Origin of the sequence: Paenibacillus residui (genome assembly GCF_042677205.1) — a bacterium.
In the GTDB taxonomy this organism is placed as follows: Bacteria; Bacillota; Bacilli; order Paenibacillales; family NBRC-103111; genus Paenibacillus_L; species Paenibacillus_L residui.
Genome location: NZ_JBHTIU010000033.1, coordinates 13,780 through 37,993, shown reverse-complemented (window position 1 = coordinate 37,993; position 24,214 = coordinate 13,780). Strand labels below are relative to the sequence as shown.

The following is a 24,214-nucleotide window of genomic DNA, read 5'->3' as shown; positions in this document are numbered from 1 at the left end:
TGCTCTCCCATCTTGATCCCTCCTTTAGTTGAATATTCGTCAACTGCTCGCTGATTTCTACAATTACTGTGCGTTCGGCTGAACAGTCAACACCACGCTTACATTCATGCGAATTAGCCCGATAGAGTTTAATGTATCGGTTTATTTATTCCAACAATAGCTCTGATAATCCTCATGTAATTTCGCTGCGATCGGGCCTGGTCCTCCGGCGCCAATCCGGCGGCATTGGCCATCCTCGTCAAATAAAACGGAAATCGGGACGATTTCCTGAATCGAATTCGTTATGAACACTTCGTCTGCTTCCAATAGCATTTCCCAACGGTAATGCCCGGAATGGACCGGAATGGACCTGCTCTCGCATAAGCGGATAACGAATTGACGGGTAATGCCGGGCAAAATGCCTGTGTCCAGGGAAGGGGTAAAACACTCTCCGGCAGATACAAAGAACAAATTACTGACCATTCCTTCCGCCAGATGACCTGACGAACTGAGAAACAATCCCTCCGCATGGACTCCGGCCAGCCATGGATACTGAAGCAATTCCCTTTTCGCCAATATATTATTCATATAATGAAAAGATTTCATTCTCCATCCGGCTTCCGGACTGTTCCGCCTGAGCTTCAACCGCTGCAAAGGGCGGGCGGATGCTTCCCAATTGGGGCGCGGAGGAAGAGATTTGGCATAAAAAATAACCGAGGGAGAATCGTAATCTGCCGAGGGCAGCCCGATTTCCCCAATCCCTGCCGATACGGATAACCGGATGTAGGCATCGTCCAGACCGTTACGGGCCAATAATTCGCGAATAATCTGCATAATGCTTGACCGGTCAGGCTGATATCGAATTCCCAGCTCTCCGCAATCCTTCTCCAACCGTGACAAATGCTCGTCCAGCAAGAAGGGACGGCCGTTATAGGTTCTGAACGTCTCAAACAAACCGATCCCGTAAAGAAAGCCGTGATCGTATGCGGAGACCACGGCTTGATGATGTTCTATCCATTGACCGTTCATGTATAGGATCATGCCTTGCTCCATCCTTTATCCATCAGCTTTCCCGAACTGTAAAACAAGACCATTAAGCCCGTCTCGTCCTGATATTCCACACTAACGAAATCAAGAAGCTGTCCGTTCTTTCCAACCTCTATAGGTTTCGATAAAATTGCGCAGCAATTGCAGGCCATGATCGGTCAATATTGATTCCGGATGAAATTGAACACCTTCTATAGGGTACTCCTTATGGCGTATCCCCATAATCTCTCCCTCTTCCGTTTCCGCACTGATTTCCAATTCCGCCGGGAGGGTATCCCTCTTAACGATTAAAGAATGATAACGAGTAGCGGTGAAAGAGCTGGGTATTCCTGTAAAGATAGTTTTGCCGTCATGCAAAATAGAAGATGTTTTGCCATGCATCAATTTATCCGCCCGGACGACCTCGGCTCCGAAAGCCTGTCCGATCGATTGGTGCCCGAGACAGACTCCAAGGATCGGAATCTCTCCTTTAAACCGTTCGATTAATGCCAGACTGATTCCAGCCTCATTGGGAGTGCACGGACCCGGGGAGATCAACAAATAATCGGGGCGAAGAGAGGCTACTCCGTTCAGATCGATTTCGTCATTTCTCCGTACTTCTATTTCCTCTCCAAGCTCGCCTAAATATTGGACTAAATTATAAGTAAAGGAATCATAATTATCAATGACTAAAATCACAAATAGACCTCCTCGTGTCCAACTCCATATAGAATAGTTAATCCGTCGCGACCGCCGCCGATTCGCTGCACTCAATCGCTTTCCATAGCGCTTTCGCCTTATTAATCGACTCGGTATACTCCTTCTCCGGAACCGAATCGATCACAATACCCGCTCCGGCTTGAACATAACCGACTCCTTGCGTGACAAGCAACGTACGTATAATAATATTAAATTCCATATTGCCGTTGTAGTCAATCCAGCCGATCGCTCCGGTATAGGGGCCCCGTCTGACCGGTTCCAGCTCCTCGATAATTTCCATCGTCCGGATTTTGGGCGCCCCCGTTATCGTACCTCCCGGGAATACGGCAGCAATTACATCGTAGGCATCCTTGCCGGAAGCAAGCTCTCCCTGGACCTCGGACACAATATGCATAACATGGGAATATTTCTCTACGACCATGAAATCATCCACCCGCACGGTCCCATAGCTGGAGATTCTCCCCAGATCATTGCGAAGCAAATCAACGAGCATGACATGCTCGGCACGTTCCTTATCGTTATGGATTAACTCGGCGGCGAGAAGCCCGTCCTCTTCACAGTCGGCTCCCCGGGGCCTGGTCCCGGCAATAGGCCGTGTTCTGACCTTCCGATCCTCCAGCTGCACAAGAAGCTCGGGAGAACCCGATACAAGCTGGAACTCGGGGTAGCGCAGCATCCCCATATAAGGGGAAGGATTGATCAACCGCAGCCATTCGTAAACTGTCTCCGGGCGGGCCCGAAGCTCCTTGCTCTGTCTGACGGACAAATTAACCTGGAAAACGTCCCCGGCGGCAATATAACTCTGAATTCGTCTGACGGCTTCAATAAAGTCATTCATGGGAAAAGAGGATTCTATCCCCCTAATAGAAGATACATCGATCTCTTGAGACTGCTGCTTAAGCCATTCCAACCGCCGGGATTGCTCAGCCTCTAGCTGTTCCCCCCGGGTTTCTATAATGGCGTCCCATTGCCGCTTCATCCTCTCCACGCGTCTCTCCGCTTCCTGATAAAGCTCTCTCAACAGGCTATTGCTTGTCTGATCTCTAGCCTGTTCCGGCAGATCCAGATGAACCGCACAGTAAAGCTCGCCGCTCTCTTGATCGACGATCCACAATTCGTTGAATTGAGTCATGACATATTCGGGAACCGGCAGATCGTCATCAGCCGCTTCGGGCAGCTTCTCCAGCGAGCGCATGACATCGTAACCGAGATATCCGACACATCCTCCGATAAACTTCGGAGCCCCGGGCACAGAAGGTACGCGATACGGTTTCATCCACTCCTTAATTAAGGCCAGGGGCTTGCCCGTCCTTCGCTCCCTTGTCCCATCCGCATAGACCGTTATGGTCGCTTCCTCTCCCTTTCCTTCAATCGCAGAGCGCGGTGAAAGCCCAAGGAAGGTATATTTTCCCGATTTCCCGCTTTCCAACACAAACGTTGAAGGGCTCTCACCGCTCCAGGCCTGCTCCCAGGACCGGGGACGTTCATACCCGGACGGAAGGGAATACTTGCAGACATAAGGAAGCATAGAGTAATCTTCCGAAGACCACTCCAACCATTGCTCCCATGTTGTCATCTTCTCTTGCATTGACCGATATCCCCCATTCTGCTTGACCGCCATGCAATTAGAAAAGAAGAGCCCCTAGCGGGGCTCAATGTTGTACTGTACATAAAATATATTAGTTTGTTATCCGAGCAGCTTAATTCGATCGACGTTAACAGTACTCTAAATACCGTCTTCCAATAGATATCCTGGATCGGCTCAATCTTCAAATTGGTACAAGGGAGTGCTGAGATAGCGTTCCCCGTTGCTTGGAATAACGGCCACCACCCGCTTGCCCTTGCCCAGCTTCTTGGCTACCTGAATAGCAGCGTAAATGGCGGCGCCAGATGAAATTCCTCCCAGAATTCCCTCTTGCTTCGCGACAGTCCGGGCAGTCTCGAAGGCATCTTCGTTCTCCACCTTGATAACTTCGTCATAGATCTCGGTATTTAATATGTCGGGTATAAAACCGGCGCCCAAGCCTTGAATTTTATGCGGACTCGGCTTGCCTCCAGACAAAACCGGAGAGGAAGCCGGTTCAACGGCATAGATCTTAATATCGGGGAAATGCTTCTTCAGTACTTCACCGGCGCCGGTGATCGTTCCGCCAGTACCTACCCCGGCGACGAAAGCATCCAGCTTCCCGTCATGTCCCTGGATGGCTTCGACAATTTCCGGACCGGTGGTTTCACGGTGTACTTTGACATTGGCGAAGTTCTTGAATTGCTGCGGCATGAAGTAATTTTCATTCTGTTCCAGCAATTCCTCGGCCTTCTTAATAGCGCCCTTCATACCTTCCGGTCCGGGAGTAAGAACGAGCTGTGCCCCATAGGCACGCAATAAATTACGGCGTTCCATACTCATAGTCTCCGGCATGACAAGAATAGCTTTGTAGCCTTTGGCAGCGGCGACCATGGCGAGTCCTATCCCTGTATTCCCGCTGGTAGGCTCAATAATCGTATCCCCTGGTTTAAGAAGACCTTCTTTCTCTGCCGCTTCCACCATGCTGATCGCTATCCGGTCCTTGACACTGGCCCCTGGATTTTGGAATTCCAGCTTCAAATAAATTTCGGCCGCATCATCCGGCACAATCCGATTCAAGCGCACTAACGGTGTATCACCAATTAATTCCGTAACATTCTGTACCAATTTAGCCATAAAAAACACCCTCCCCGGTTTATTTCCGACTAACTCAGTTGGTTTTATTTGATTTTACCAATCTATTGGGTGCATTGTCAATATGTTTTCTCTGTTTTATGATTGAAGCGATGTATCCAGAATGACAGCCTCTCTTTTCTTACGGATGGTGGCCACTACCTCTTTTAAAGGCGGGGCCTTCTGTAAGGACAGCCTCTTCTTTACCATCTCATGAATTTGTTCCTTCGTGCCTATGGAATCAACCTTCCGATTGGTCAGCTTAATGACGGCATATCCTCCATCCAATGGAATAGGCCGGCTAATTTCGCCTATCTCCATGCTTCGGGCCGCTTGCAGTATGCTCTCATCTACAAATGGATCATTATCTTCAATCCAACCCAGATCGCCGCCATCCGAAGCGGACATAGTGTCAAGAGATCTCTCTGCCGCCAATCGGGCAAAATCCGAACCGCCCGAGGCCAGCTCATATACTTTATTAGCCTGCTCTAACGATGCGGATATGACCTGTGAAATCCGAAGATGAACCGTATCCCGGAATTCATCCTTATGAGCTTGAATGTAATCCTCGATTTCCTTATCGGTTACTTTCACGTTGGAGGTGGCCAGCTTCTCCAGGAGAAGCTTGTAATAAACATCATCCCTGAGTTCTTCCCGAGTTAGGCCAAGCTGTTCCTTCATAGAGCGATAATAGGCATCCATACTTTCGTACCCTTGACTCATTCTGGATAGCTCATGCGTTATTTCTTCTTCAGAAACCGCCAATCCCATCTCATCCGCTTCCAATTGAATCGCTGTACGATCCAACATTTGGTTCAGCAGCTCCGCTCCGTATTTCTGCAGCAACTTATCTTCCAGCACGCTTAATAGGATGTCTTGGTCGCCTACCCTGCCCACAATTTTATCATCCTTGGGCGGCAAGGCACCGTTGTCGGAAGGAGAGACGGAAGAATTGCGGAGCAGGAGCAAAGCGGACAGTAGAATGACGGCAGCAGCCAGCAGGACATTCAAACCAACTAACCATTTAGTATTTCTCATCTCATCTCCTCTCCATCCGATAACTAATTGATTTTATCTGCTATTTCTTGCAGTTCTTTCCCCGAGAACTCATAAGCTTCATTGCAGAAGTGGCACACCACCTCTGCCTTGCCATCCTCCTGTATAATTTGGGAGATCTCTTCTTTGCCCAAGCTGATGAGCGTCTGCTCCACCCGGTCCCGGGAACAGTGACAGCGGAAATGAATATCCATCTTGTCCAGCAAATGGATTTCTCCTACGGCTGAAGTCAGAATAGCTTCCAGGGATTGCCCCGAATCCATCAGAGTGGTGATGGGAGGCAGTTCGCTCAAAGTTTGCTCGATTCGGCTTATTTCTTCATCGGTTAAACCCGGCAGCAATTGAATGATAAATCCTCCGGCGGCCTTAACCGAACGATCGACATCTACTAGCACACCCAACGCCACAGCAGACGGTGTTTGCTCCGATTTGGCAAAATAATAAGTAAAATCTTCGCCCAGCTCGCCCGATACGATTGGAACACTGCCGCGGTAAGGCTCCTTCAAACCGATATCTTTCGTTACATAGAGGAAACCCTCCCGCCCGACAGCTCCGGCTACATCCAGCTTGCCTATTTCATTGAGAGGCAGATCGACTTGCGGTTCGTCTACATAACCTCTAACTTCGCCGGCCGCATTAGCATCGACAACAATCTGACCGATCGGGCCGCCGCCTTTCACCTGGATCGTTAGCTTCTCTTCACCCTTCAGCATCGCGCCCATCATCGCCCCCGCTGAAACCGTACGGCCCAATGCCGCGGTCGTCGTCGGGGTTAAACCGTGTCTTCGGCGAAGCTCCTCAACTACTCCGTTCGTCCGAACGGCGAGCGCCCGCACTTTGCCTTCAAATGCGGTCGCACGAATTAAATAATCCAACATAGGTTCACCTGCTTTATTCCTTAAGTTATTGGGTGTGTAACCGATAAATGGTCCTTCGTTGATGGATGATCCTCTTTCGTTTATACATTCCGCTCATAAATAAGACGCAAGCCCTGAAGCGTGAGCAAGGGGTCTACCACATCAATCACTTTCGATTCCGACGCAATCAATTCAGCCAGCCCCCCGGTTGCAATCACCTTCGGATTCGTTCCGAATTCCTCGCGAATTCTGCTGACAATTCCATCCACCTGGCTCGCATATCCGAAGATAATCCCCGCCTGCATCGATGTTACCGGATTTCGGCCCACCGTACTCTTCGGCTTGACCAGTTCAATTCTCGGAAGCTTGGCCGCCTTCTGATACAGAGCCTCGGTAGAAATCCCGATCCCCGGCGAGATAGCTCCTCCTATGTACTGGGCTTGCTCATCTATATAGCAGTAAGTAGTGGCCGTCCCGAAATCTACAATAATCAGAGGGGTCCCGTAGAGCTCGATCCCCGCAACGGCATTGACAATCCGGTCAGCGCCAACCTCACGCGGATTTTCGTAACGTATGTTCAGACCGGTCTTGATTCCCGGCCCAACGATAAGCGGAGTCTTCTTAATATATTTTAAGCTAAGCTGCTCTAATGCAAACATAAGGGGAGGAACTACAGAGGAAATAATAACACCTTGAATGTCTTCAAGCTTAATTCCTACATAATGGAAAAAATTATAGACCATCATTCCGTACTCGTCAGCCGTACCGGAACGGTTGGTGCTGACCCTCCAATGGTGCAGCAGCTGATCCTGTTCATAAATCCCCAGGACGATGTTTGTGTTACCGACATCTACGACCAAAATCATGAAGTCGCCCCCTTTCGCTGGTTAAGGTCGAGACTGATGTCCAGTGCGGATACCGAATAAGTCAGACGGCCGACTGAAATGACGTCAACTCCGGTCTCTGCGATTCGTTTCACGGTTTCCAACTGTACGGAGCCGGAAGCCTCTACTAAAATATACGGGTAGCGGGTCTTAATCTTTGTAACGGCGAGCTCCATTTCCTCCGGCTGCATATTGTCCAGCATAATAATGTCTGCTTGGGCAGATAGCGCTTCTTCGAGCTGATCGAAATTTTCCACTTCCACCTCGATTTTCATCGTATGTGGAATTTGGCTTCTCGCCGCCCGGACCGCCTGAGTGATTCCGCCCGCCCCTATTATATGATTATCCTTGATCATGACCGCATCATACAACCCGAAGCGGTGATTATGGCCGCCTCCTACCGTGACGGCATATTTCTCCAGCATTCGATGGCCAGGTGTCGTCTTGCGGGTATCGACCAGCCTTACGGCAGTCCCTTCCAACGCTTCGACAAATTGGCGGGTACGGGTTGCAATGCCCGACATTCGCTGCAGCAGATTAAGAGCCAGCCGTTCTCCGGTCAGGATGCTGCGGGTGCTCCCTGCAACCTCGGCCAGAATCGTGCCTTTCCGAACGCTAGCCCCCTCTTCAACCTGTGCAGTGAACCTCAGTTCCGGGTCCACTTCAAGAAAAACCGCTTCAGCAACCGGAAGACCGGCTATAATTCCGTCTTCTTTGGCATGAATGATTCCTGTGGAACGGCTGTCTTCAGCAATTGTCGACAACGTCGTCACGTCTCCCGTTCCAACATCTTCATGTAACCAAAGACGCAATGACTCGCGAAAAGTTTCATTCTTTTTAAACATCGCCGATTCTCTCCTCCAAAATTCCATCCGTATGGCTGAACAAAATATGCTTCCTCCATACTAAATCATCTTTCTCCGGAAAGTCTTCGCGGAAATGGCCGCCCCTGCTTTCTTCGCGGAGCAGAGCCGCTTTCGTCGCGAGCAGAGAGCAGACTAATAAATTCGCGAATTCGTATTCCTCTCTTTTGGTCAGGCGGTAGTCGAAGATATGAATTTGTTTCGATAATTCCTCATAACCTTTCTGCAGTCCCGTAGATGTCCGAGTGACACCTGCGTATCGGAGCATAATCTTCTGCAGCTTCAGTCGCCTTTCAATGAATGGCCGGATCGGCAATTCCCTGTCCGGGTTAGCGAACCGCACATCGGGGATTCGGTTGACCGGCTCCAGCTCCTTGATTCTCTCTACGATCCTGCGGCCGAAGACGATAGCCTCCGACAAGGAATTGCTGGCTAATCGATTGGCGCCGTGAACTCCCGTTGAGGAAACCTCCCCGCATGCAAATAACCGCTTGACCGATGTCTCCCCGTGCAAATCCGTCTTAACCCCGCCCATCATATAATGTGCGGCCGGGGCTACCGGGATCCAGTCCGAAGACAAGTCCAGGCCATAATTAAGACAAAACTCATAAATCGTTGGAAACCGCGCCTTCACTTTCTCCTCGGATTCGTGGGTAAAATCCAGAAAGACGAAGGTCGAATTCGTCTTCTCAATCTCGCTGACAATCGCACGGGCGACGATATCCCTTGGAGCCAGCTCCAACTGATGATGATACCGCTCCATAAATCTTTCGCCGTTAATATTGCGAAGCACTGCACCTTCTCCCCGAACCGCTTCCGAGATCAGAAAACGGGGAGCCCCCGGATAAACAAGCGCCGTAGGATGAAACTGGATGAACTCCATATCCCGAATAACGGCTCCTGCACGGTATGCTATAGCAATCCCGTCTCCAGTAGCAATGACCGGATTCGTTGTGTAGCGATACAGCTGTCCGGTTCCGCCGGTGCACAGGACGGTAGCCTTTCCCTGAACATAGACTTTGCTGCCGTCCGGTTTCTGCACCCATACCCCATAGCATTCCCCATCCTGGGTAATTAAGTCAATGACGAAATGATCATCCCAAACCTCAATATTGGGATGCTGGAGGGCTTTGTCAGATAGAGCGCGCACAATCTCATATCCGGTAGCATCCCCATTGGCATGAAGAATTCTTCTCTGACTATGGGCCCCTTCCTTCGTTAAGGCCAGTTCCCCGTTTTCCAAATCAAATTGGGTCCCCATGCGGATCAAATCTCTGACCCCCTCGGGACCTTCATGCACCAGAACATTGACCGCTTCCGGATCGCATAATCCGGCTCCGGCGATCAGAGTATCCTGTCTATGGTACTCCGGAGAATCCTTCTCCGAAATGACCGCAGCGATTCCCCCTTGGGCGTAACGCGTGTTGCTTTCGAGCAGGGATTTCTTCGTAATCAACAGTACTTTATCGGTTTCCGCCGCCCGAATGGCAGTGAACAGCCCGGCAATCCCGGCCCCGATCACAATAACCTCTGCTTGCTTGACAGAGGCGGCAGACAGATCTATATCAACTAAATAGCGGGGAATCATTCTCTCACCTTTTTCTCATACAAAGGAAGTAGCGCATGCTACTTCACCTGCAGCATGCGCTCTAACGAAGCTCTCGCTTGATCCGCAACATGAGGCGGCACATAAATTTGCGGAGATAACGTCTCCAAGCATTTGGCCACCTTCTTCAAGTTGTTTACTTTCATGTTGGGGCAAACCAAGTATTTCGTAGCGAAATGGAAGGTCTTATCAGGACTGTCCTTGCGAAGCTGGTATCCCGTTCCATCCTCTGTTCCAACGATGAACTCTTGCTTATCCGACTCCTTACAATACTGGATGATCGCTGTCGTACTGCCAACGAAATCGGCCAGCTTAACGACCTCCGGCCGGCATTCCGGATGAACGACAAATTCTGCATTGGGGTATTTGGCCCTCATCTCTTCGACATCCTTCACGGTAAGCATGTCGTGAGTGTTGCAGTAACCTTCCCAAATGATCATTTTCTTATCTGTGAATTTAGACACATAGTCGCCCAAATTTTTATCCGGAACCCAGATAATTTCCTCGGAATCCACCGATTCAATCACCTTGATCGCATTGGATGAGGTGCAGCAAATATCGGTTTCCGCCTTCACCTCGGCCGAGGTGTTGATATAAGCTACTACTTTGGCATTGGGATGCTGCTTCTTCAAAGCGCGCAAACCGTCCACATTCACCATGTCGGCCATCGGACATCCCGCTCTTTCGTCGGGAATGACGACCGTCTTGTTCGGCGCCAATATCTTGGCACTTTCGCCCATGAAATGAACTCCGCAGAATACTATGACTTCGGCATCCGTAGTCGCCGCCTTCTGAGCCAGCAGGAAAGAATCCCCGCGAAAATCGGCAACCTCTTGTATTTCGTCTCTCTGATAATAATGAGCAAGTATGATGGCGTTCTTCTCTTTCTTCAATTGAAGAATCCGTTCCTTCAACTGTTGGTTCTGCTCTTCCTTCCGCGCTAACGCGAGAGCCTCCATCCCAACCCTTCCTTCCTTCATGACCCCTTATTCGGCAAGCGGTCGGGCACCCCCAACCCCTTCTCCCCCTAAAGGATGGTGTAAGTTTAACCCTAATTTACACAACCTTAACTAAGGTGTCAATGCGGAAAAAGGCGGGAAACAACAAAAATCCGGGAGCCTTCTGCAGGCGATTCCCGGATTTGTTGACCTACCCTTTATTCTTCTTCGTTTTCATTTTTATCTTGGCCCGAACCCGGTTTATTTGTATCCTTCGGCTGGTCCTGACCTTGAATTTTAATTTTCATTTCTTCTTCTTTCTTATAGGCATCATAAGCGGATTCCGTTGCTCCCTCAGATCCCGGAGCTTCATCTCCTACCGTACCATGCTCGATCAGATGAATAATCTGTTCTTTAACCAATGTTTCTTTCTTCAATAGCGTCTGAGCCACCAGGTGGACTTTATCTTCATGATCCTTAAGTATCTGCTTCGCACGATCGTAGCATTGACGGATCATGCTCTGCATTTCCTGGTCGATTTCGTAAGCAATGGCATCACTGTAATTCTGCTCATGCCCCAAATCCCGACCCAGGAATACCTGTCCCTGAGAGTGACCGAACTGCATCGGTCCAAGCTTCTCGCTCATTCCATAATCGACAATCATGCGTCTTACGATGGAAGTGGCCTTCTGGAAGTCATCATAAGCCCCGGTACCGATCTCTCCGATGAACAGCTCCTCGGAGACACGGCCGCCCAACAGGCCGACCACCTGGTCCAGTAGTTCAGATTTGGTAATGACCAGCGGATCTTCCGCTTCCTTGGGCTGCATCATGACATAGCCTCCGGCGCGGCCCCGCGGTACGATAGTGACCTTATGAACCATCCATGCATCTCTTGCATAGTACCCGATAATCGCATGCCCGGCTTCATGGTAAGCCAGAGTCTTCTTATCGCGTTCGCTGATGACACGGCTTTTCTTCTGGGTTCCGACCACAACTCGGTCGAACGCTTCCTCTACTTCAGCCATGCCGATATCTTTTCTGTTGCGGCGGGCGGCGATCAAGGCAGCCTCGTTCAACAGATTCTCCAAATCCGCGCCCGTAAATCCGGTCGTGTATCTGGCCAATACATCCAATTTAACGTCCTTGGCCAGAGGCTTGTTGCGGGCATGTACCTTCAGCACCGCTTCACGGCCTTTAACATCCGGACGGTCTACCGTAATCTGACGGTCGAAGCGTCCCGGACGCAGAAGCGCAGGATCCAGAATGTCCGGACGGTTCGTAGCGGCGATAATGATAATTCCTTCATTTGCACCGAAGCCATCCATCTCGACGAGCAGCTGGTTAAGCGTCTGTTCCCGCTCGTCATGCCCGCCGCCCAAACCGGCGCCGCGCTGACGTCCAACAGCGTCAATCTCGTCAATAAATATAATACAAGGAGAGTTCTTCTTAGCATTCTCGAACAGGTCGCGAACGCGGGAAGCCCCTACTCCGACGAACATCTCTACGAAATCGGAACCGCTTATGCTGAAGAACGGCACTCCCGCTTCACCGGCTACCGCTCTCGCCAATAGCGTCTTACCTGTCCCTGGCGGTCCGTTAAGCAGAACGCCCTTGGGAATTCTTGCTCCGACAGCAGCGAATTTACGTGGATCCTTCAGAAATTCGACCACTTCGACCAGTTCCTGTTTCTCCTCGTCGGCTCCAGCCACATCCTCGAAGGTGACCCGCTTCTTCTCTTCGTTATATAAACGGGCTCGGCTCTTGCCAAAATTCATCACTTTGCCGCCGCCGCCCTGAGCTTGATTCAGCAAGAAGAAGAACAGGATGAAAATAATGACAAAAGGAATGATCGACGTCAGGAACGTGATCCATATGCTTCCTTCGTCCATTTTCTCATAGACCTCTTCTTTAACCCCGCTTTCCTCAATCAGGACAATAACCCTCTCATCCAAAGGGGCACGGGTTTTGAAGCTTTTGCCCGATTCAAACTTTCCCTTTATGACGTAGGTATAGCCTTCCGGCTTGACGATGACTCTTTCAATCTTATCCCCCGTCGTTTGGGCTGCTGCATTCTTTAATTCTTCGCGGAATTGATTGTACGTTATCTGCTCTTCAATTTCATTCTGATTGCTGATAAAACGCACAATACCGATGACAACTAAAAAGAGAATTAGATAAAATCCGGTATTTCGGAGGACCCGATTCATCCCCTACCTCCTCTCAAGCGGCACACTTGTTTTATTTTACCACAGCAGGTCTCGGCTTCACAATAGAGCGTAATATTGACTTCGCAGCCTAAGCTTTAGAGTATACTTCTTCTTTTAAGATGCCGACATAAGGCAGGTTCCGGTATTTCTCCGCGTAATCCAACCCGTACCCGACTATAAATTCGTCCGGCAGGGTAAATCCTGTATAATCCGGCGTTAACTCGACCGTTCTCCGCGCGGGCTTGTCGAACAGGGCGACCACCGAAACGGAATGAGCATTTCTTCTCTCCAGAATGTCGATGAGATAGCTCAGGGTCAAGCCGCTATCGATAATGTCTTCGACAATGAGGACATCACGGCCTTCCAGCGGTACATCCAGGTCTTTAATAATCTTGACAACCCCCGATGATTTAGTCGATTGCCCGTAGCTGGACACCGCCATGAAATCAAGCTCAAGCGGTACAGTAATATGTTTGACAAGATCGGCCATAAAAATAAATGCGCCCTTCAGAACACAGATGACGAACAAGTTGCGGCCCTGGTAATCCTCGCTAATTTTGCGGCCAAGCTCCTGCACCTTCTGCTCGAGCTGCTGCTCGGTGTACAGCACTTCCTTTATGTCGTTATGCAACAATGAAACCTCCTACTTTATACTATGAAAAAACGAATGCGTACATACTGATCTCATTAAGTGGATTCCCGGGTAACCTTCATATATAAGTATCGGGCGGTCCGGTTCGTCACAACAGCATGCTCGGATCGTTTAATTCCTGGTATCCATATAATCCGACCGGCCCCATCGACGACTAAAGGAACACGATCCCGTTCCCTTGGAGAAATTTTAGCATCGATGAAAATATCTTTTACCTTTTTAGAACCGTTTAAACCAAGAACCTGCATCCTGTCGCCGGCTAGCCGGCTTCGGACCGTCAACGGCAGCTCCAGCAGATCCAGGTCGAACATCGCGCAATCCCTGGTCCTCTGTCCAAAGCCGTGACAATCTTCACAAGAACGGGTAATGAAATACTCCATAGACATGCCCGATTCGGGCAAGTACAGCGAGCTCCGGTTCAGCTCTACAGGGTAATGGAACGGGCGGGAAGGTGAATAGTTCCGCACAAACCCGATCCGGTCGTATTCTTTAAAAAAGCGGATCCGGTCGCCTGCTTCCAAGGTAAGGGTGGAGCTCCGCTCCTGTAAAATCGCCTCTCGCAGCAATTCCACGCCCGTAAATTCAACGGAATCCGCACAAAAATTGAGATAATTTAATATTAGTTTAATCAAACGCCTTTGTAAAGCAACATGTAAACTTATGAACTCTTTTCTGGAAAATGATATTTCGCCGTTTTCCGGGGTGGAGCGGACGATGCGTTTATATGCCGCGGCGGTTTCCCGATCCATGTAATCGTCCTCTTCCCGGATCATTAAGGACAGACGATTGAGTGATTCTACAAATTGCGGATTATACTTCGTCAGCTCCGGGATGACGTCCAACCGGACCCGATTCCGGGCATATTTGCGTTCTTCGTTGCTGCGGTCGACATAATAGGTCAGATGATGCTCCGTACAGTAATTCACCAGCTCGGCCTTGTACACTTCGAGCAGAGGGCGTATCCGCTCGACGCCATCCATCGTATTGGCGGCAGGTATGCCCGCAAGCCCAGACGGACCCGTTCCGCGAATCAGCCTCATCAGCACGGTTTCCGCCTGATCGTCCGCATGATGTCCCAGCGCCAGTTTGCGGGCCCCGAATTCCCTCGCAATGGAGGTCAGAAACCGGTAGCGCTGCTCCCTGGCTGCGTTCTGCGGGTTATCCCCAGTTTCTTCTATATAACGGGGCACATTGATCACTCCAACCTTGCAGGGCAAGCCGAGTGAAGCCGCCCACTCTTGGACAAATTCAGCTTCTTCCTCCGATTCTTCGCGAAACTGATGGTTGACATGGCCCACCAGAAGCTTCCAGCCGTGCCGCTTAGAAAGCAGAAACAGGAGATGCAGCAGCGCGACCGAATCGGGACCGCCCGATACCGCGACAACTATGCGTTCTCCTGGATCAAACCATCGTTCCTTATTAATCTTGTCTTCCACTCTGCGGATAAGCTCCATTATGCACTCTTTCCTTTCGGCGGGCAAGAAGGTCAGGACCAGACAAAATATAGCGCCAATCCAAATATAAGAAGGGATGCGGCGAAGCTGCAGGCTACCCAATGTCCTGCACCCGGAGGCAAGCCAAGGGCCTTGTTCGGGGATGCCATGGCGGAAATCGGCAGTGCTTTCCACTCCGCGAAAGCTTCTTCGGAGGAGCGGAACTCCCCGATGAGCGATCTTCGCACGAAATCCTCGTACCCGGAATATGCAGGGTTATCCAGTTCTTCCAGCAGCACATCGATGTTCCGGTTCTGGGGAATGAGTTGGGGAGTAATGCAGCTGTTGTGCCCTCCAAGCAATCTCATGCAAAGAATAGCGAACGAGAACAAGTCGTATCCATCATCCGCCTTCCGGCTCCCGCCGTTCCAATAACCGCGGTCATAAACCTCGGTAAACTGCTTGACCCCGTTCCCCATGACGGTTACACCGCCAAAATCAATCAGCTCTACTTCACCGTACCGGGATACCAACACGTTCTCCAGCTTCAAATCGCCGAAGACAAACCCTTGCCGATGGAGGTCAACGAGCTTCCTCAGCAGGTGAAGCCCGATCACTTGCATCCATTCCCTTCCGGAATTCTTCAGAAATACATCCGGAGGGTCTCCCCGGACATATCTCATTACATAGAAGGAATAGACCTGCCCGGCATGTTCGGCATCATCCGCATCGACGAAGAAGTTGCGGAAATCGCCGGGGGCCTGCGACAGCTTCCGGATCATGTTGATCTCGGATTGCAAATCAACGGCATTGAAGCCCAGCTTCAAAGCATACCAGCAGCGGTCCCGGCGAACCAGGTAAACCTTGCCGTTCGCTCCTTCCCCGAGCTTTCTCTCCACCACGTACGTATTTCGCTTCCACTTGCCAATGATCGGCGTCCCTTGTATAAACTCCATCTCAGACGACGTAGTCACTCAGCATCCCGTCCTTGCCCGGCTGCCGGGAATGGGTTATTCCCGCAGCCGGTTCTCCACCATCCATTTCGCCGTTACGCTCTCCAGACAGAAAACGGATAACATGGAGCAGGGCGGGGCCGGTGGGAGTCGTACCTTTCATGTTTATTTTATAAAATAAATCGCGTACATTTGCAAGCCGGGTGGTCCAATCCATGTCCATGCACACTTCCCTCTGTCCTTTCGCATCCGGAAAATGAAACACGGCGATTTCGCTTTTCCCTTTACGAGCCTGCATACTTAGCATAAGATCGCCGATCGCTTCTCTTACCGTCTCCAGCTTGGGCTTCATGCTGGCGCTGGCATCCACCAACAGCGCCACCTTCATCTCCGACGTTTCCGCGAGGTCGTCGATCACCTGCACAACCTGGGAGCGCTGTTCGGGATGCAGCTTTTCCAAAGCGGCTCCGGGTCCGACAATCTGCTTGAGCTCATGATTGACGGCATCGTGAATCGTATGCAGCATCGTCTTGCGGGTCATCATCTGCATCGTCTGAGCCACCATACTTGGCACGACCATACGGCTTAAGCCCCCTCCAGCCCGGGCGATGTCGTTGATTTCTTCTATTCCGTAATGACCGGTTTCCCCTTCGTCAATCACTCCGATAACATTCACCACGATCCCCTCGGCCAAAGCTCTGGCCGCTGCTGCGACAGGGCTTATACCAACATTCGAGCAACCGTCCGTGATCAAAATAATCTGTTTCATCATGCCCCTCCCCTGATTTGAATAAAGTAGAATGGCTGCTTCTACCAACCTATTAACCAGTGTTGCCCGTTTGCTAGACTTTATACGGAGAGGGGTTAAAGCAAGCTCATATCTAATGTAAGTAAATATAGGAGGCAGGATAAAAAAATAGGGAGTAGATCTCTCTTTTTTTAAAATGACGAAAGACCTGCCGATTTGCAGGTCTTTCGTTCAGCATGATTACTTGAGTCTCTCCTTTATTAACTCACCACCTTGGGGCGCTCGATGCGGGAAACACCGGGCCAGCTAAAGGTAGCCCACTCCGGCTGGAAGCGCTCTATTTTGGCAACGATAACCGTCATGTCATCGGCAATGTCCCCTTGCTGATAGCGTACGATTCTCTCCAGCAGGCAATCTGCAAATTCCTGCGGATCGGACAAATCCATCTCCTGAATGACCCGTTTCATCCATAGCTCCTTGTTAACCGCATATCCGGGAGCATCATAAATACCATCCGTCATCATAATTAGAACGTCACCCGGCTTCAGCTGAACGCTGACGAGATCGACATCAATTTCCTGCAAAATTCCTACCGGCAGATTGTTTGCCATGATGGAAATCACTTCATTATCCCGCTTAATAAAGCTGGGGGTCGAGCCTATCTTCATAAATGTCGTTTGCGCGCTGTACAAATCGATCAAAGCCATGTCCACCGTAGCGAAAATTTCGTCCGGCGAGCGAAGCATCAAGACCGAATTGACCGATTTGATCGCCAGCTTCTCGTCCATGCCCGACTGCAGAAGCTGCTGCAAAATATTGAGAGCCGTGCTGCTCTCCGCCCGGGCCCGCTCGCCGTTGCCCATTCCATCGCTTAGAGCAACCGCAAACTTTCCATTTCCCAACTCCACGGTGCTGAAGCTGTCCCCGGACAGCAAATCCCCTCCTTTGGCCGCTCCGGCAATACCCGTCTCGACTTCATATTCCTTGGCGGACCCGAACATAACCGTATAGTAGCCTTCTCCCCTTTCGGACGGTCTTTCTCTCTTAACCGCTATATTTTCGCCAATAATGTCTGATAATAGAGGAGCGACAATCTTGCGGCATTCATCATAGCCTTTTAAATATTGATGCACCACCTCAATTTCAACATTTCCTTCCTCAAGATTTATAATATCAATACTGTGAATCGACAACCCCAGTTCTTCCAAAGCGCTGCGGATCTGCTCCTCCTGCAAAAATAGCTCCTGACCCTCCCTTTTGATTTCCTTGGCCAAATCTTCCATGACCTGAGATACGCCTGTTAATTGATCCGCTACAAGCTGCCGGCTCTCCAGTATTTGTTTTTTCCAGTGCAAATTATTTTTGTAGAGCTGATATTCATGAAGCATTGTGTTCAGCACCCGCTCCGTTTTAATGCAGGCGCGAGTCCATTCCTTCGGGATATCCCGCTTGGCAGGGGCTTCATTCTTATCAATGGCGGTCATCATTTCCGTCATAAATGTATAGGTTTTGGCAAAATCACGGCTCCAGCAAGCATCCCGCTTGCCGCAATTGGTACAAAATTTCTGCGATACGGCACTCATGAAATGCTCCACTTCCCCTTCACGGTTAGCCGAATAGCCTTCTGTCGTCAGCTGTTTAAAGCTGCGGGACAGCTGGCGGAATACTTCGGAGAACTGCTGCACCCTTTCGGCCGTAATATCCCGGACCCTTCTGGCATAATCATAATGGGACTTCATATTTTCCTGGGTTCCCGGAATATAAGTTGCCAATGTATAGACGATACTCTTAGGCGTGAGCAAGAACAGAACGACCGCCGCCGCGGATTCCCAGGTGGATTGGAGAAAAGCTGTCTGGTCCCCGATGTAGATGGAAAGAATGGACGAACCAATGAGCATGCCCAGCGCCACGGCCAAGCGCCCGCCTTCCTTCATGAGCCCGGCAAGCATTCCTGCGAAAGCAAGCAAACTCATCTGGTAAATAGCGTTTACATTCGCCAAGCTGAGAATGAGGCCAGTTACCACACCGACAGAAGCCCCCAGGGGCGCTCCTCCCACCAGAGCAAACAACAAGATCAAGTATCTTGACAGGACATGCTCTACCGTTACGTTTCCAATTACCCAGCCCACCGTTCCCGTCATGACGGATGCGAGCAGTATGATCAGACAAATTATTTCATCCGTCTTGAGCCCATGCTTCTTTCTCGCAATCGTAAACACGGGAACCGCCTGGATGAATATAAGCGTAAGAATCAAGCTTAATGTCGATTCAATTCCGGTCATCATCAACGTATACCAAGATAGATTGGCCGCTACCAGATGGCTGAACAATTTGACGGAGAACCCGGTCATAAATACCAATAGCGGTACATAAGAAAGCTCGGCTTTCTCATATTTCTCCAGCCCTTTTTGAATAAGGAGAAATACCAGCATCTGGGCCACGATGTATCCTGCGCTGCCGTGTGCGGATAATAAGCTTCCCGCGCATAACGCCACTCCGACCCAATGAAGCAAATCTTTGCGGAGATAATAGAAGACGGCGAAATAAGCAAGGGCGAAAGGAGAAAGTTCATCGAGAATCGTCGCTCTTCCCAACAAGAAAGCAATGACGACAAGCAGCACGGCCCATCGTTTCACCATCCAGGCCTGAATGATACGGCTATCGGCCAATCTCTTGCCTGTGTTTTCTTTAACCTGCTTCACCCATGAAGAGCAATGGCCCTTCACCCCTTGTACACCAGATTGCTTTTGCATAGATCGGACACCACCTAACCGGTTTTCTTGTGTCCTCTATTATAGAAAGAATCTATCAGGAAGTTTGTCAGAATGAGAAGGTAGATTCAAAAAAATTTCCGACAAAAACCTTCCCGACCTATCCCGTTTTGTGCAAAAAAACAGCGTCGGCTTTCCCTAATCCTGCGGGTTCATAGTAGCCTTTGCCATTTTTAGGCGAGGGATGGTGCCGAACTTGCCGAGCGTTCGTGTCGAAGTCTTCGCATTGAAAAAAATAAAAAAAGCTTCTAAAACGAAGCCTTTTCGAAGTCGAATAACCCGGTTTTAAAGGTAGCTTTCTATGCCAATAGGAATCCTTGTTCTTCATCGTATTAAAACGGTAAGAACTTAAAGATTCCTTTGTGGTAGAAAATGGTAAAAAAGAGAAGCATCCTCACGGATGCCTCTATTCTTTAATTAATGGTCTCCATACTGTCGGAATGGAGTAATAACAATAGCGGCGGAGGGGATCGAACCCCCGACCTCACGGGTATGAACCGTACGCTCTAGCCAGCTGAGCTACGCCGCCATAACAAGCAATACTATATACCAAGATGTATATGGAAGTCAAGCGGTAGTGACAACTTATAATTTTAATTCGGGAAACTCCCGAATAGACAAGACCGCAAGCCCGATAAATCAGGCTTGCGGACATAATTTCGTATATTAATCGCGTCTTGCGCCTCTCCCTCCACGCTTCGATTCCGTGTTCTTCTTAAGAGACGAGATGCGTTCTTCGCTATCTTTAAGAAATTTGATCATTTTATCCTCGAAGGAAGATTTGCCAATGGGAGGTTTAAATGGGCGTCCGCCTCGGTCATGACCGCGGTACCCTCCGCCGCCTTCTCTTCGATCCCCGTACGATCCCCCACCATGTCGTTCAGGTCGAGCGGGCCTTTCAGCTGCCAGGGGCTTATCAACAGCTTGCTTAATGGATAGACCGATTTTGCCGTCCTTATCGACATTAATCACCTTAACGAGGACTTTATCGTCCAGCTTTAAATGATCGTTAACGTCCTTGACGTAGTTATCGGCTATCTCCGAGATGTGAACGAGGCCGGTCCCTCCTTCTGGTAGCTCGACGAAAGCTCCAAAGTGAGTTATCCCTGTCACCTTTCCTTCTAACTTGGTGCCCACTTCAATTGCCATAAATGATTAAGTTCCTCCCTTAAAAAATTCAAAAGACTGGCTATGGAGATTATACATGAAGCGGAATTAGAGGTCAACAAGGCAAAGGTCTAGGGGGCCGGTTTCACAACATCAAATACGGTCTCGCCTTCTCGGGCAACCTGAAGATCCTTACGAGCCTTCTCTTCCTGGTATTCCGGATCGTTCAAACGGTCCAATTCCATTCTGGATTCCTCGTTTATTTTCTCTACTTCCGCCAGTTTGGTTTCGAGCGTCACAAGTTTAGCTGAATTCTCAGCCAGTTTATCCGATTGGTCCAAGATCGTTATGCCTGCCCACAACAATACACAGCAAACAACGATCATCAACAGACGAATCCGCCGACGAGCGCCGATTGTGGAAGTATTCTTCTTAGTTGTATTTTTTGCCTGTACCATGGAATAATGTTCCTCCTATGATTTTCGGAACCATTTTTGAAACAACTGCCGGATGATTCGCCAACCGTTAGCTATCCACTGCGGCCAACGAATCTTCTTCCAAATAAACAGCAACGGACGAATAAATATAAACAGGACAGGGTAAAGTAATTTTACCACAATTTTGTAGAGGAATATAGCTACTGCTATAAGAAACCCGATAACCATCATTAAACATTTATAAAGCAGTTGAATCGGCTTGACAATCATAAGCTCAACCAGTCTGCGAATCAAACCGGCCAGCCATAGAACCGATCGAATTAATGCACGGATAACCCATACGGTCCCTTCCCTCAAGAAGGCCCAATAGAAGCTGCCGCCTGCCAGCAGGCCGATGAATACGAACAGCCTAAGCTGACCCTGATTGCTGAAATATAAGGCACGAAAGACCAGTACGGTCATAACGCTCCAATAGACCAAGTCAAGGATGGAAATAAGCCAGCGCGGTGCGCGCAGCTGCCCAGTCAGCACGCGATAGGTTTCAAATAGAATACCCATACCGACTCCGCTGGCAAACATCATACCCATGGTGAGAAACTGGACGTGCAGTGTCACTTGAACAGTTTACCGAACAAACCTTTAGATTTTCCCTGGGTTCCTGAATCTAAATAAGCTAGTGCATGGACCAAGCCTTCAATCGCTACAAGGCCTTGCTCCAAACTGAGATTTTTAATATGCAGATTCTGGCCTTTGATCGTAAGAAATCCGCATTCGGTTTCGAGTAGAAACTCTTCGCTGTCAAAGCTTTCCACATTCAGCACACCGGAGATTTCCAACAGCTTCCGATTCAGCATCTTGACTTCCTGACGTTTCACTTTTCCCTGTTCCACCATGGCATGTACCCCTCCTTCTAACACTACATTATGGAGGGATGTCCGATTTTAGAACCGGGGAAAAGATAGATTGCCTTAAAAAAAACGTACAGAGTGTTTATCGGAGGCCAACCGGAGGGGTACACTAATTGGCAGGACCCAATACATCTTATGGAAAATGACCTTACCTTGCCACGGACTTGTTCCTTCCTATACGGTTAAATAATGGAAACCGCAAAGGTAGAAAAAGAGACTAAACTGTGGTTAGTCTCTTAATCTTTCTCTCAACCATTCGTTCGGGCTTCTTCCCGCAATAAAGTATACATAAGAGCAGCATCTTCTTTACGGGTTGATTCCGAGAGCTGGTCCACCCTCACAACCACATACTTCTGACCGAATTGAATGGTCAGCTCGTCACCTACCTGAACGGTGCTGCTTGGCTTGGCTTCCCGTCCGTTGATCCACACTCTTCCTTGTTCCGAAACGTCTTTGGCGACAGTGCGTCTCTTAATCAGACGGGAAACCTTCAAGTACTTGTCCAGTCGCATTACTTCACGGCTTCTTTAAGCTTGTTACCTGCTTTGAAGGCCGGAACGACAGATTCAGGAATGGTGATTTCTTTACCGGTTTGCGGATTGCGGCCTACTCTGCCGGAGCGCTTACGGGTTTCGAAAGTACCGAACCCGATCAGTTGAACCTTATCGCCGCTGGAAAGTGCGTCGGTGATTTCACCCAGAAGTCCGTTTAATACAGACTCCACGTCTTTCTTGGACAGTCCGCTTTTTTGTGCAATGTTATTTACCAAATCGGTTTTATTCATGGTTGTTACCTCCTGTAATTACATAGTGCATATAAGGATATGCCATAAGTTATTCTTTGTGGAAACGGAAAATCCTGCTGACAAAACCCAATTTATTAAACTTTTTTCGCTTCTTGCCAATAGGCTTCCATCTCTTGTAAATCAGTTTGGTCAAAAGTTTTTCCATTTAAACGCAGTTGATTCTCGATGTATTCAAATCTTTGCACGAATTTTCGGTTGGTTGCCGTGAGGGCTTCCTCCGGATCGATCTTCATGAATCTGGCCAGATTAACAACCGCAAACAATAAATCGCCCAACTCCGATTTCAGGGCCTCGCTATCCTGATTATGCGCCTCTTTCAGCTCTTGCAATTCCTCTGTTATTTTGTCATAAACCCCCTGCAGGTCCGGCCAATCAAATCCGACCTTGGCTGCTTTCTTCTGCAGCTTGACCGCTTTGTATAATGCAGGAAGGTCTCTGGGGACACCCGACAATACAGATTGCTGACCAGGAGCTTCTCCCCGTTTCCGCTTCTCCTCCTGCTTGATCTGCTGCCAATTGGACAGAGCCTCTTCGGCATCTTGTGCGGATCTTTCGCCGAATACATGAGGATGGCGGCGAATAAGCTTCTCGTTCAAGCCTTGAATGACATCGACAATAGTGAACGAACCGGCCTCGTCCTCCATCTGCGCGTGCATGACTACCTGCAGCAGCAGATCCCCAAGCTCTTCACACATTCCTACGGGGTCATCATCGTCAATGGCTTCCAGTACTTCGTAGGTTTCCTCAATAAGATTGCTGCGAATGCTCGCATGTGTCTGTTCGCGGTCCCATGGACAACCTTCGGGACTGCGGAGAATGGCTACGATTTCCTTCAGCCGGGCGAAGGTGCGGTTAGCCAGCTCATTCGTCTCCGCTTTGGGAACCCAAACCAGAGACAAATTCCCGTATCCGTTCAGGCGGTCCAGTTCGAACAAAGGGATCTCATGAATCGATTCTTCACCGGCAATTCCGAGGGCATGTCCGACATAGACTTTATAATCATCCGGATAGAGCTCCATTAGAGTGAGCTTCACATCCGATGCGGTGAAGGAGTCGTAGACCTGAGCAACAACCGTATGCAGCATCGGATTCAGCTGAGCGGAATCCAGAGCCGTACCATCGAGCAGCTGGAAGCCTTCAATCGGATCGAAGCCGAACCGCAGGAAAGCCTGGTCGAGGAAGCTCTCACCGCCCAGAATTTCCAGTCCGATTCCCGCGTCAGGGCAGCGTTCTCTCAATATCTGGGTCGTTCGCTCGGCAACCGAAGGATGGCCCGGCAATGCATAGACGATTTCTTCCCCGCTCCGGACTGCTTCTTCCATAAGCAGGGCAGCGATCTGGCCATAGACTTCTTCGAAAGTGGGCGATTGCTTGTAGATCTCATCAAAGGATTCGTAAGCTATTCCTTTTTTGCGTATGTACCCCGCAACCGGATGCTCCTCTGTACGCAAAAATATTCTCGCTGCTGTCTGAAGCTTATTCCAGATGCCCAAGGTCATCTGGTTTTCGTCCCCTGTTCCCAATCCTACAACTGTGATTTGAGCGGACACGGGCATCCCTCCT

The 24,214-nt window shown here is 49.6% G+C and carries 23 protein-coding genes and 1 tRNA gene; all 24 read right to left on the bottom strand.

Annotation, left to right across the window (positions count from 1 at the left end; genetic code table 11):
- Positions 1–141 precede the first annotated feature (141 nt).
- The 24 genes from pabC to ACFQ03_RS10735 all read right to left on the bottom strand — a co-directional run bounded on the left by pabC (position 142) and on the right by ACFQ03_RS10735 (position 24,207).
- Positions 142–1,020, bottom strand: coding sequence for an aminodeoxychorismate lyase (gene pabC, locus ACFQ03_RS10850; protein ID WP_379288081.1), 879 nt, complete (start codon positions 1,018–1,020; stop codon positions 142–144).
- Between the two features lie 90 nt (positions 1,021–1,110).
- Positions 1,111–1,704: an aminodeoxychorismate/anthranilate synthase component II gene (gene pabA, locus ACFQ03_RS10845; protein ID WP_379288079.1), complete on the bottom strand. Its 594-nt coding sequence runs from the start codon at positions 1,702–1,704 to the stop codon at positions 1,111–1,113.
- A gap of 37 nt (positions 1,705–1,741) precedes the next feature.
- The gene (locus ACFQ03_RS10840; RefSeq protein WP_379288077.1) at positions 1,742–3,313 is read right to left on the bottom strand and encodes an anthranilate synthase component I family protein; all 1,572 of its coding nucleotides are present in this window, start codon (positions 3,311–3,313) and stop codon (positions 1,742–1,744) included.
- Positions 3,314–3,487: 174 nt separating this feature from the next.
- Positions 3,488–4,426: a cysteine synthase A gene (gene cysK / locus ACFQ03_RS10835; RefSeq protein WP_144936812.1), complete on the bottom strand. Its 939-nt coding sequence runs from the start codon at positions 4,424–4,426 to the stop codon at positions 3,488–3,490.
- A gap of 96 nt (positions 4,427–4,522) precedes the next feature.
- Positions 4,523–5,461: a peptidylprolyl isomerase gene (locus tag ACFQ03_RS10830; protein WP_144936809.1), complete on the bottom strand. Its 939-nt coding sequence runs from the start codon at positions 5,459–5,461 to the stop codon at positions 4,523–4,525.
- A 23-nt stretch (positions 5,462–5,484) separates the two neighbouring features.
- Positions 5,485–6,357: an Hsp33 family molecular chaperone HslO gene (gene hslO, locus ACFQ03_RS10825; protein ID WP_144936805.1), complete on the bottom strand. Its 873-nt coding sequence runs from the start codon at positions 6,355–6,357 to the stop codon at positions 5,485–5,487.
- Between the two features lie 80 nt (positions 6,358–6,437).
- Positions 6,438–7,202: a type III pantothenate kinase gene (locus tag ACFQ03_RS10820; protein WP_144936802.1), complete on the bottom strand. Its 765-nt coding sequence runs from the start codon at positions 7,200–7,202 to the stop codon at positions 6,438–6,440.
- On the bottom strand, positions 7,199–8,065 hold the full coding sequence (nadC, locus tag ACFQ03_RS10815; RefSeq protein WP_379288074.1) for a carboxylating nicotinate-nucleotide diphosphorylase: 867 nt from the start codon (positions 8,063–8,065) through the stop codon (positions 7,199–7,201). Before nadC ends, ACFQ03_RS10820 begins: the two co-directional genes overlap by 4 nt.
- Entirely contained in the window at positions 8,058–9,671 is a 1,614-nt protein-coding gene (nadB, locus tag ACFQ03_RS10810) for an L-aspartate oxidase (protein WP_379288072.1), read from the bottom strand. Before nadB ends, nadC begins: the two co-directional genes overlap by 8 nt.
- 38 nt (positions 9,672–9,709) lie before the next feature.
- Positions 9,710–10,648, bottom strand: coding sequence for a quinolinate synthase NadA (gene nadA, locus ACFQ03_RS10805; RefSeq protein ID WP_144936793.1), 939 nt, complete (start codon positions 10,646–10,648; stop codon positions 9,710–9,712).
- 197 nt (positions 10,649–10,845) lie between these two features.
- Positions 10,846–12,837, bottom strand: a complete 1,992-nt coding sequence (gene ftsH / locus ACFQ03_RS10800; protein ID WP_144936790.1) for an ATP-dependent zinc metalloprotease FtsH — start codon at positions 12,835–12,837, stop codon at positions 10,846–10,848.
- Between the two features lie 88 nt (positions 12,838–12,925).
- Positions 12,926–13,468 carry a hypoxanthine phosphoribosyltransferase gene (hpt, locus tag ACFQ03_RS10795; protein ID WP_150960550.1) on the bottom strand — a complete coding sequence of 181 codons (543 nt, stop codon included), beginning with the start codon at positions 13,466–13,468 and terminating at the stop codon, positions 12,926–12,928.
- Between the two features lie 56 nt (positions 13,469–13,524).
- Positions 13,525–14,943, bottom strand: a complete 1,419-nt coding sequence (tilS, locus tag ACFQ03_RS10790; protein WP_144936784.1) for a tRNA lysidine(34) synthetase TilS — start codon at positions 14,941–14,943, stop codon at positions 13,525–13,527.
- Positions 14,944–14,975: 32 nt separating this feature from the next.
- A complete protein-coding gene (locus ACFQ03_RS10785; protein WP_144936781.1) occupies positions 14,976–15,896 on the bottom strand; it encodes a protein kinase domain-containing protein in 921 nt (306 codons plus the stop codon).
- Complete coding sequence (locus ACFQ03_RS10780) at positions 15,880–16,644, bottom strand: vWA domain-containing protein (protein WP_313960582.1); 765 nt, start codon at positions 16,642–16,644, stop codon at positions 15,880–15,882. Before ACFQ03_RS10780 ends, ACFQ03_RS10785 begins: the two co-directional genes overlap by 17 nt.
- A 239-nt stretch (positions 16,645–16,883) precedes the next feature.
- Positions 16,884–19,376, bottom strand: a complete 2,493-nt coding sequence (gene spoIIE / locus ACFQ03_RS10775) for a stage II sporulation protein E (protein ID WP_144936776.1) — start codon at positions 19,374–19,376, stop codon at positions 16,884–16,886.
- A gap of 473 nt (positions 19,377–19,849) precedes the next feature.
- A tRNA-Met gene (locus tag ACFQ03_RS10770) sits at positions 19,850–19,923 on the bottom strand.
- 137 nt (positions 19,924–20,060) lie between these two features.
- Positions 20,061–20,543, bottom strand: a complete 483-nt coding sequence (locus ACFQ03_RS10765) for a S1 domain-containing RNA-binding protein (protein WP_144936773.1) — start codon at positions 20,541–20,543, stop codon at positions 20,061–20,063.
- An 89-nt stretch (positions 20,544–20,632) separates the two neighbouring features.
- On the bottom strand, positions 20,633–20,959 hold the full coding sequence (locus ACFQ03_RS10760; RefSeq protein ID WP_150960552.1) for an FtsB family cell division protein: 327 nt from the start codon (positions 20,957–20,959) through the stop codon (positions 20,633–20,635).
- Between the two features lie 15 nt (positions 20,960–20,974).
- Complete coding sequence (gene yabQ, locus ACFQ03_RS10755; protein WP_144936767.1) at positions 20,975–21,553, bottom strand: spore cortex biosynthesis protein YabQ; 579 nt, start codon at positions 21,551–21,553, stop codon at positions 20,975–20,977.
- On the bottom strand, positions 21,550–21,831 hold the full coding sequence (yabP, locus tag ACFQ03_RS10750; protein WP_144936764.1) for a sporulation protein YabP: 282 nt from the start codon (positions 21,829–21,831) through the stop codon (positions 21,550–21,552). Before yabP ends, yabQ begins: the two co-directional genes overlap by 4 nt.
- A gap of 263 nt (positions 21,832–22,094) precedes the next feature.
- Positions 22,095–22,358, bottom strand: a complete 264-nt coding sequence (locus ACFQ03_RS10745; protein ID WP_150960554.1) for an RNA-binding S4 domain-containing protein — start codon at positions 22,356–22,358, stop codon at positions 22,095–22,097.
- Complete coding sequence (locus tag ACFQ03_RS10740; protein WP_144936758.1) at positions 22,358–22,630, bottom strand: HU family DNA-binding protein; 273 nt, start codon at positions 22,628–22,630, stop codon at positions 22,358–22,360. Before ACFQ03_RS10740 ends, ACFQ03_RS10745 begins: the two co-directional genes overlap by 1 nt.
- Positions 22,631–22,725: 95 nt before the next feature.
- The gene (locus ACFQ03_RS10735) at positions 22,726–24,207 is read right to left on the bottom strand and encodes a bifunctional methyltransferase/pyrophosphohydrolase YabN (RefSeq protein WP_379288064.1); all 1,482 of its coding nucleotides are present in this window, start codon (positions 24,205–24,207) and stop codon (positions 22,726–22,728) included.
- Positions 24,208–24,214: the final 7 nt, after the last annotated feature.

Coding starts and splice junctions, on each gene's coding strand:
- pabC (WP_379288081.1), bottom strand. CDS start 1,020: ATGATCCTATACATGAACGGTCAATGGATAGAACATCATCAAGCCGTG.
- ACFQ03_RS10840 (WP_379288077.1), bottom strand. CDS start 3,313: ATGCAAGAGAAGATGACAACATGGGAGCAATGGTTGGAGTGGTCTTCG.
- cysK (WP_144936812.1), bottom strand. CDS start 4,426: ATGGCTAAATTGGTACAGAATGTTACGGAATTAATTGGTGATACACCG.
- ACFQ03_RS10830 (WP_144936809.1), bottom strand. CDS start 5,461: ATGAGAAATACTAAATGGTTAGTTGGTTTGAATGTCCTGCTGGCTGCT.
- hslO (WP_144936805.1), bottom strand. CDS start 6,357: ATGTTGGATTATTTAATTCGTGCGACCGCATTTGAAGGCAAAGTGCGG.
- ACFQ03_RS10820 (WP_144936802.1), bottom strand. CDS start 7,202: ATGATTTTGGTCGTAGATGTCGGTAACACAAACATCGTCCTGGGGATT.
- nadC (WP_379288074.1), bottom strand. CDS start 8,065: ATGTTTAAAAAGAATGAAACTTTTCGCGAGTCATTGCGTCTTTGGTTA.
- nadB (WP_379288072.1), bottom strand. CDS start 9,671: ATGATTCCCCGCTATTTAGTTGATATAGATCTGTCTGCCGCCTCTGTC.
- nadA (WP_144936793.1), bottom strand. CDS start 10,648: ATGGAGGCTCTCGCGTTAGCGCGGAAGGAAGAGCAGAACCAACAGTTG.
- ftsH (WP_144936790.1), bottom strand. CDS start 12,837: ATGAATCGGGTCCTCCGAAATACCGGATTTTATCTAATTCTCTTTTTA.
- tilS (WP_144936784.1), bottom strand. CDS start 14,943: ATGGAGCTTATCCGCAGAGTGGAAGACAAGATTAATAAGGAACGATGG.
- ACFQ03_RS10780 (WP_313960582.1), bottom strand. CDS start 16,644: ATGAAACAGATTATTTTGATCACGGACGGTTGCTCGAATGTTGGTATA.
- spoIIE (WP_144936776.1), bottom strand. CDS start 19,376: ATGCAAAAGCAATCTGGTGTACAAGGGGTGAAGGGCCATTGCTCTTCA.
- ACFQ03_RS10765 (WP_144936773.1), bottom strand. CDS start 20,543: ATGGCAATTGAAGTGGGCACCAAGTTAGAAGGAAAGGTGACAGGGATA.
- ACFQ03_RS10760 (WP_150960552.1), bottom strand. CDS start 20,959: ATGGTACAGGCAAAAAATACAACTAAGAAGAATACTTCCACAATCGGC.
- yabP (WP_144936764.1), bottom strand. CDS start 21,831: ATGGTGGAACAGGGAAAAGTGAAACGTCAGGAAGTCAAGATGCTGAAT.
- ACFQ03_RS10745 (WP_150960554.1), bottom strand. CDS start 22,358: ATGCGACTGGACAAGTACTTGAAGGTTTCCCGTCTGATTAAGAGACGC.
- ACFQ03_RS10740 (WP_144936758.1), bottom strand. CDS start 22,630: ATGAATAAAACCGATTTGGTAAATAACATTGCACAAAAAAGCGGACTG.
- ACFQ03_RS10735 (WP_379288064.1), bottom strand. CDS start 24,207: ATGCCCGTGTCCGCTCAAATCACAGTTGTAGGATTGGGAACAGGGGAC.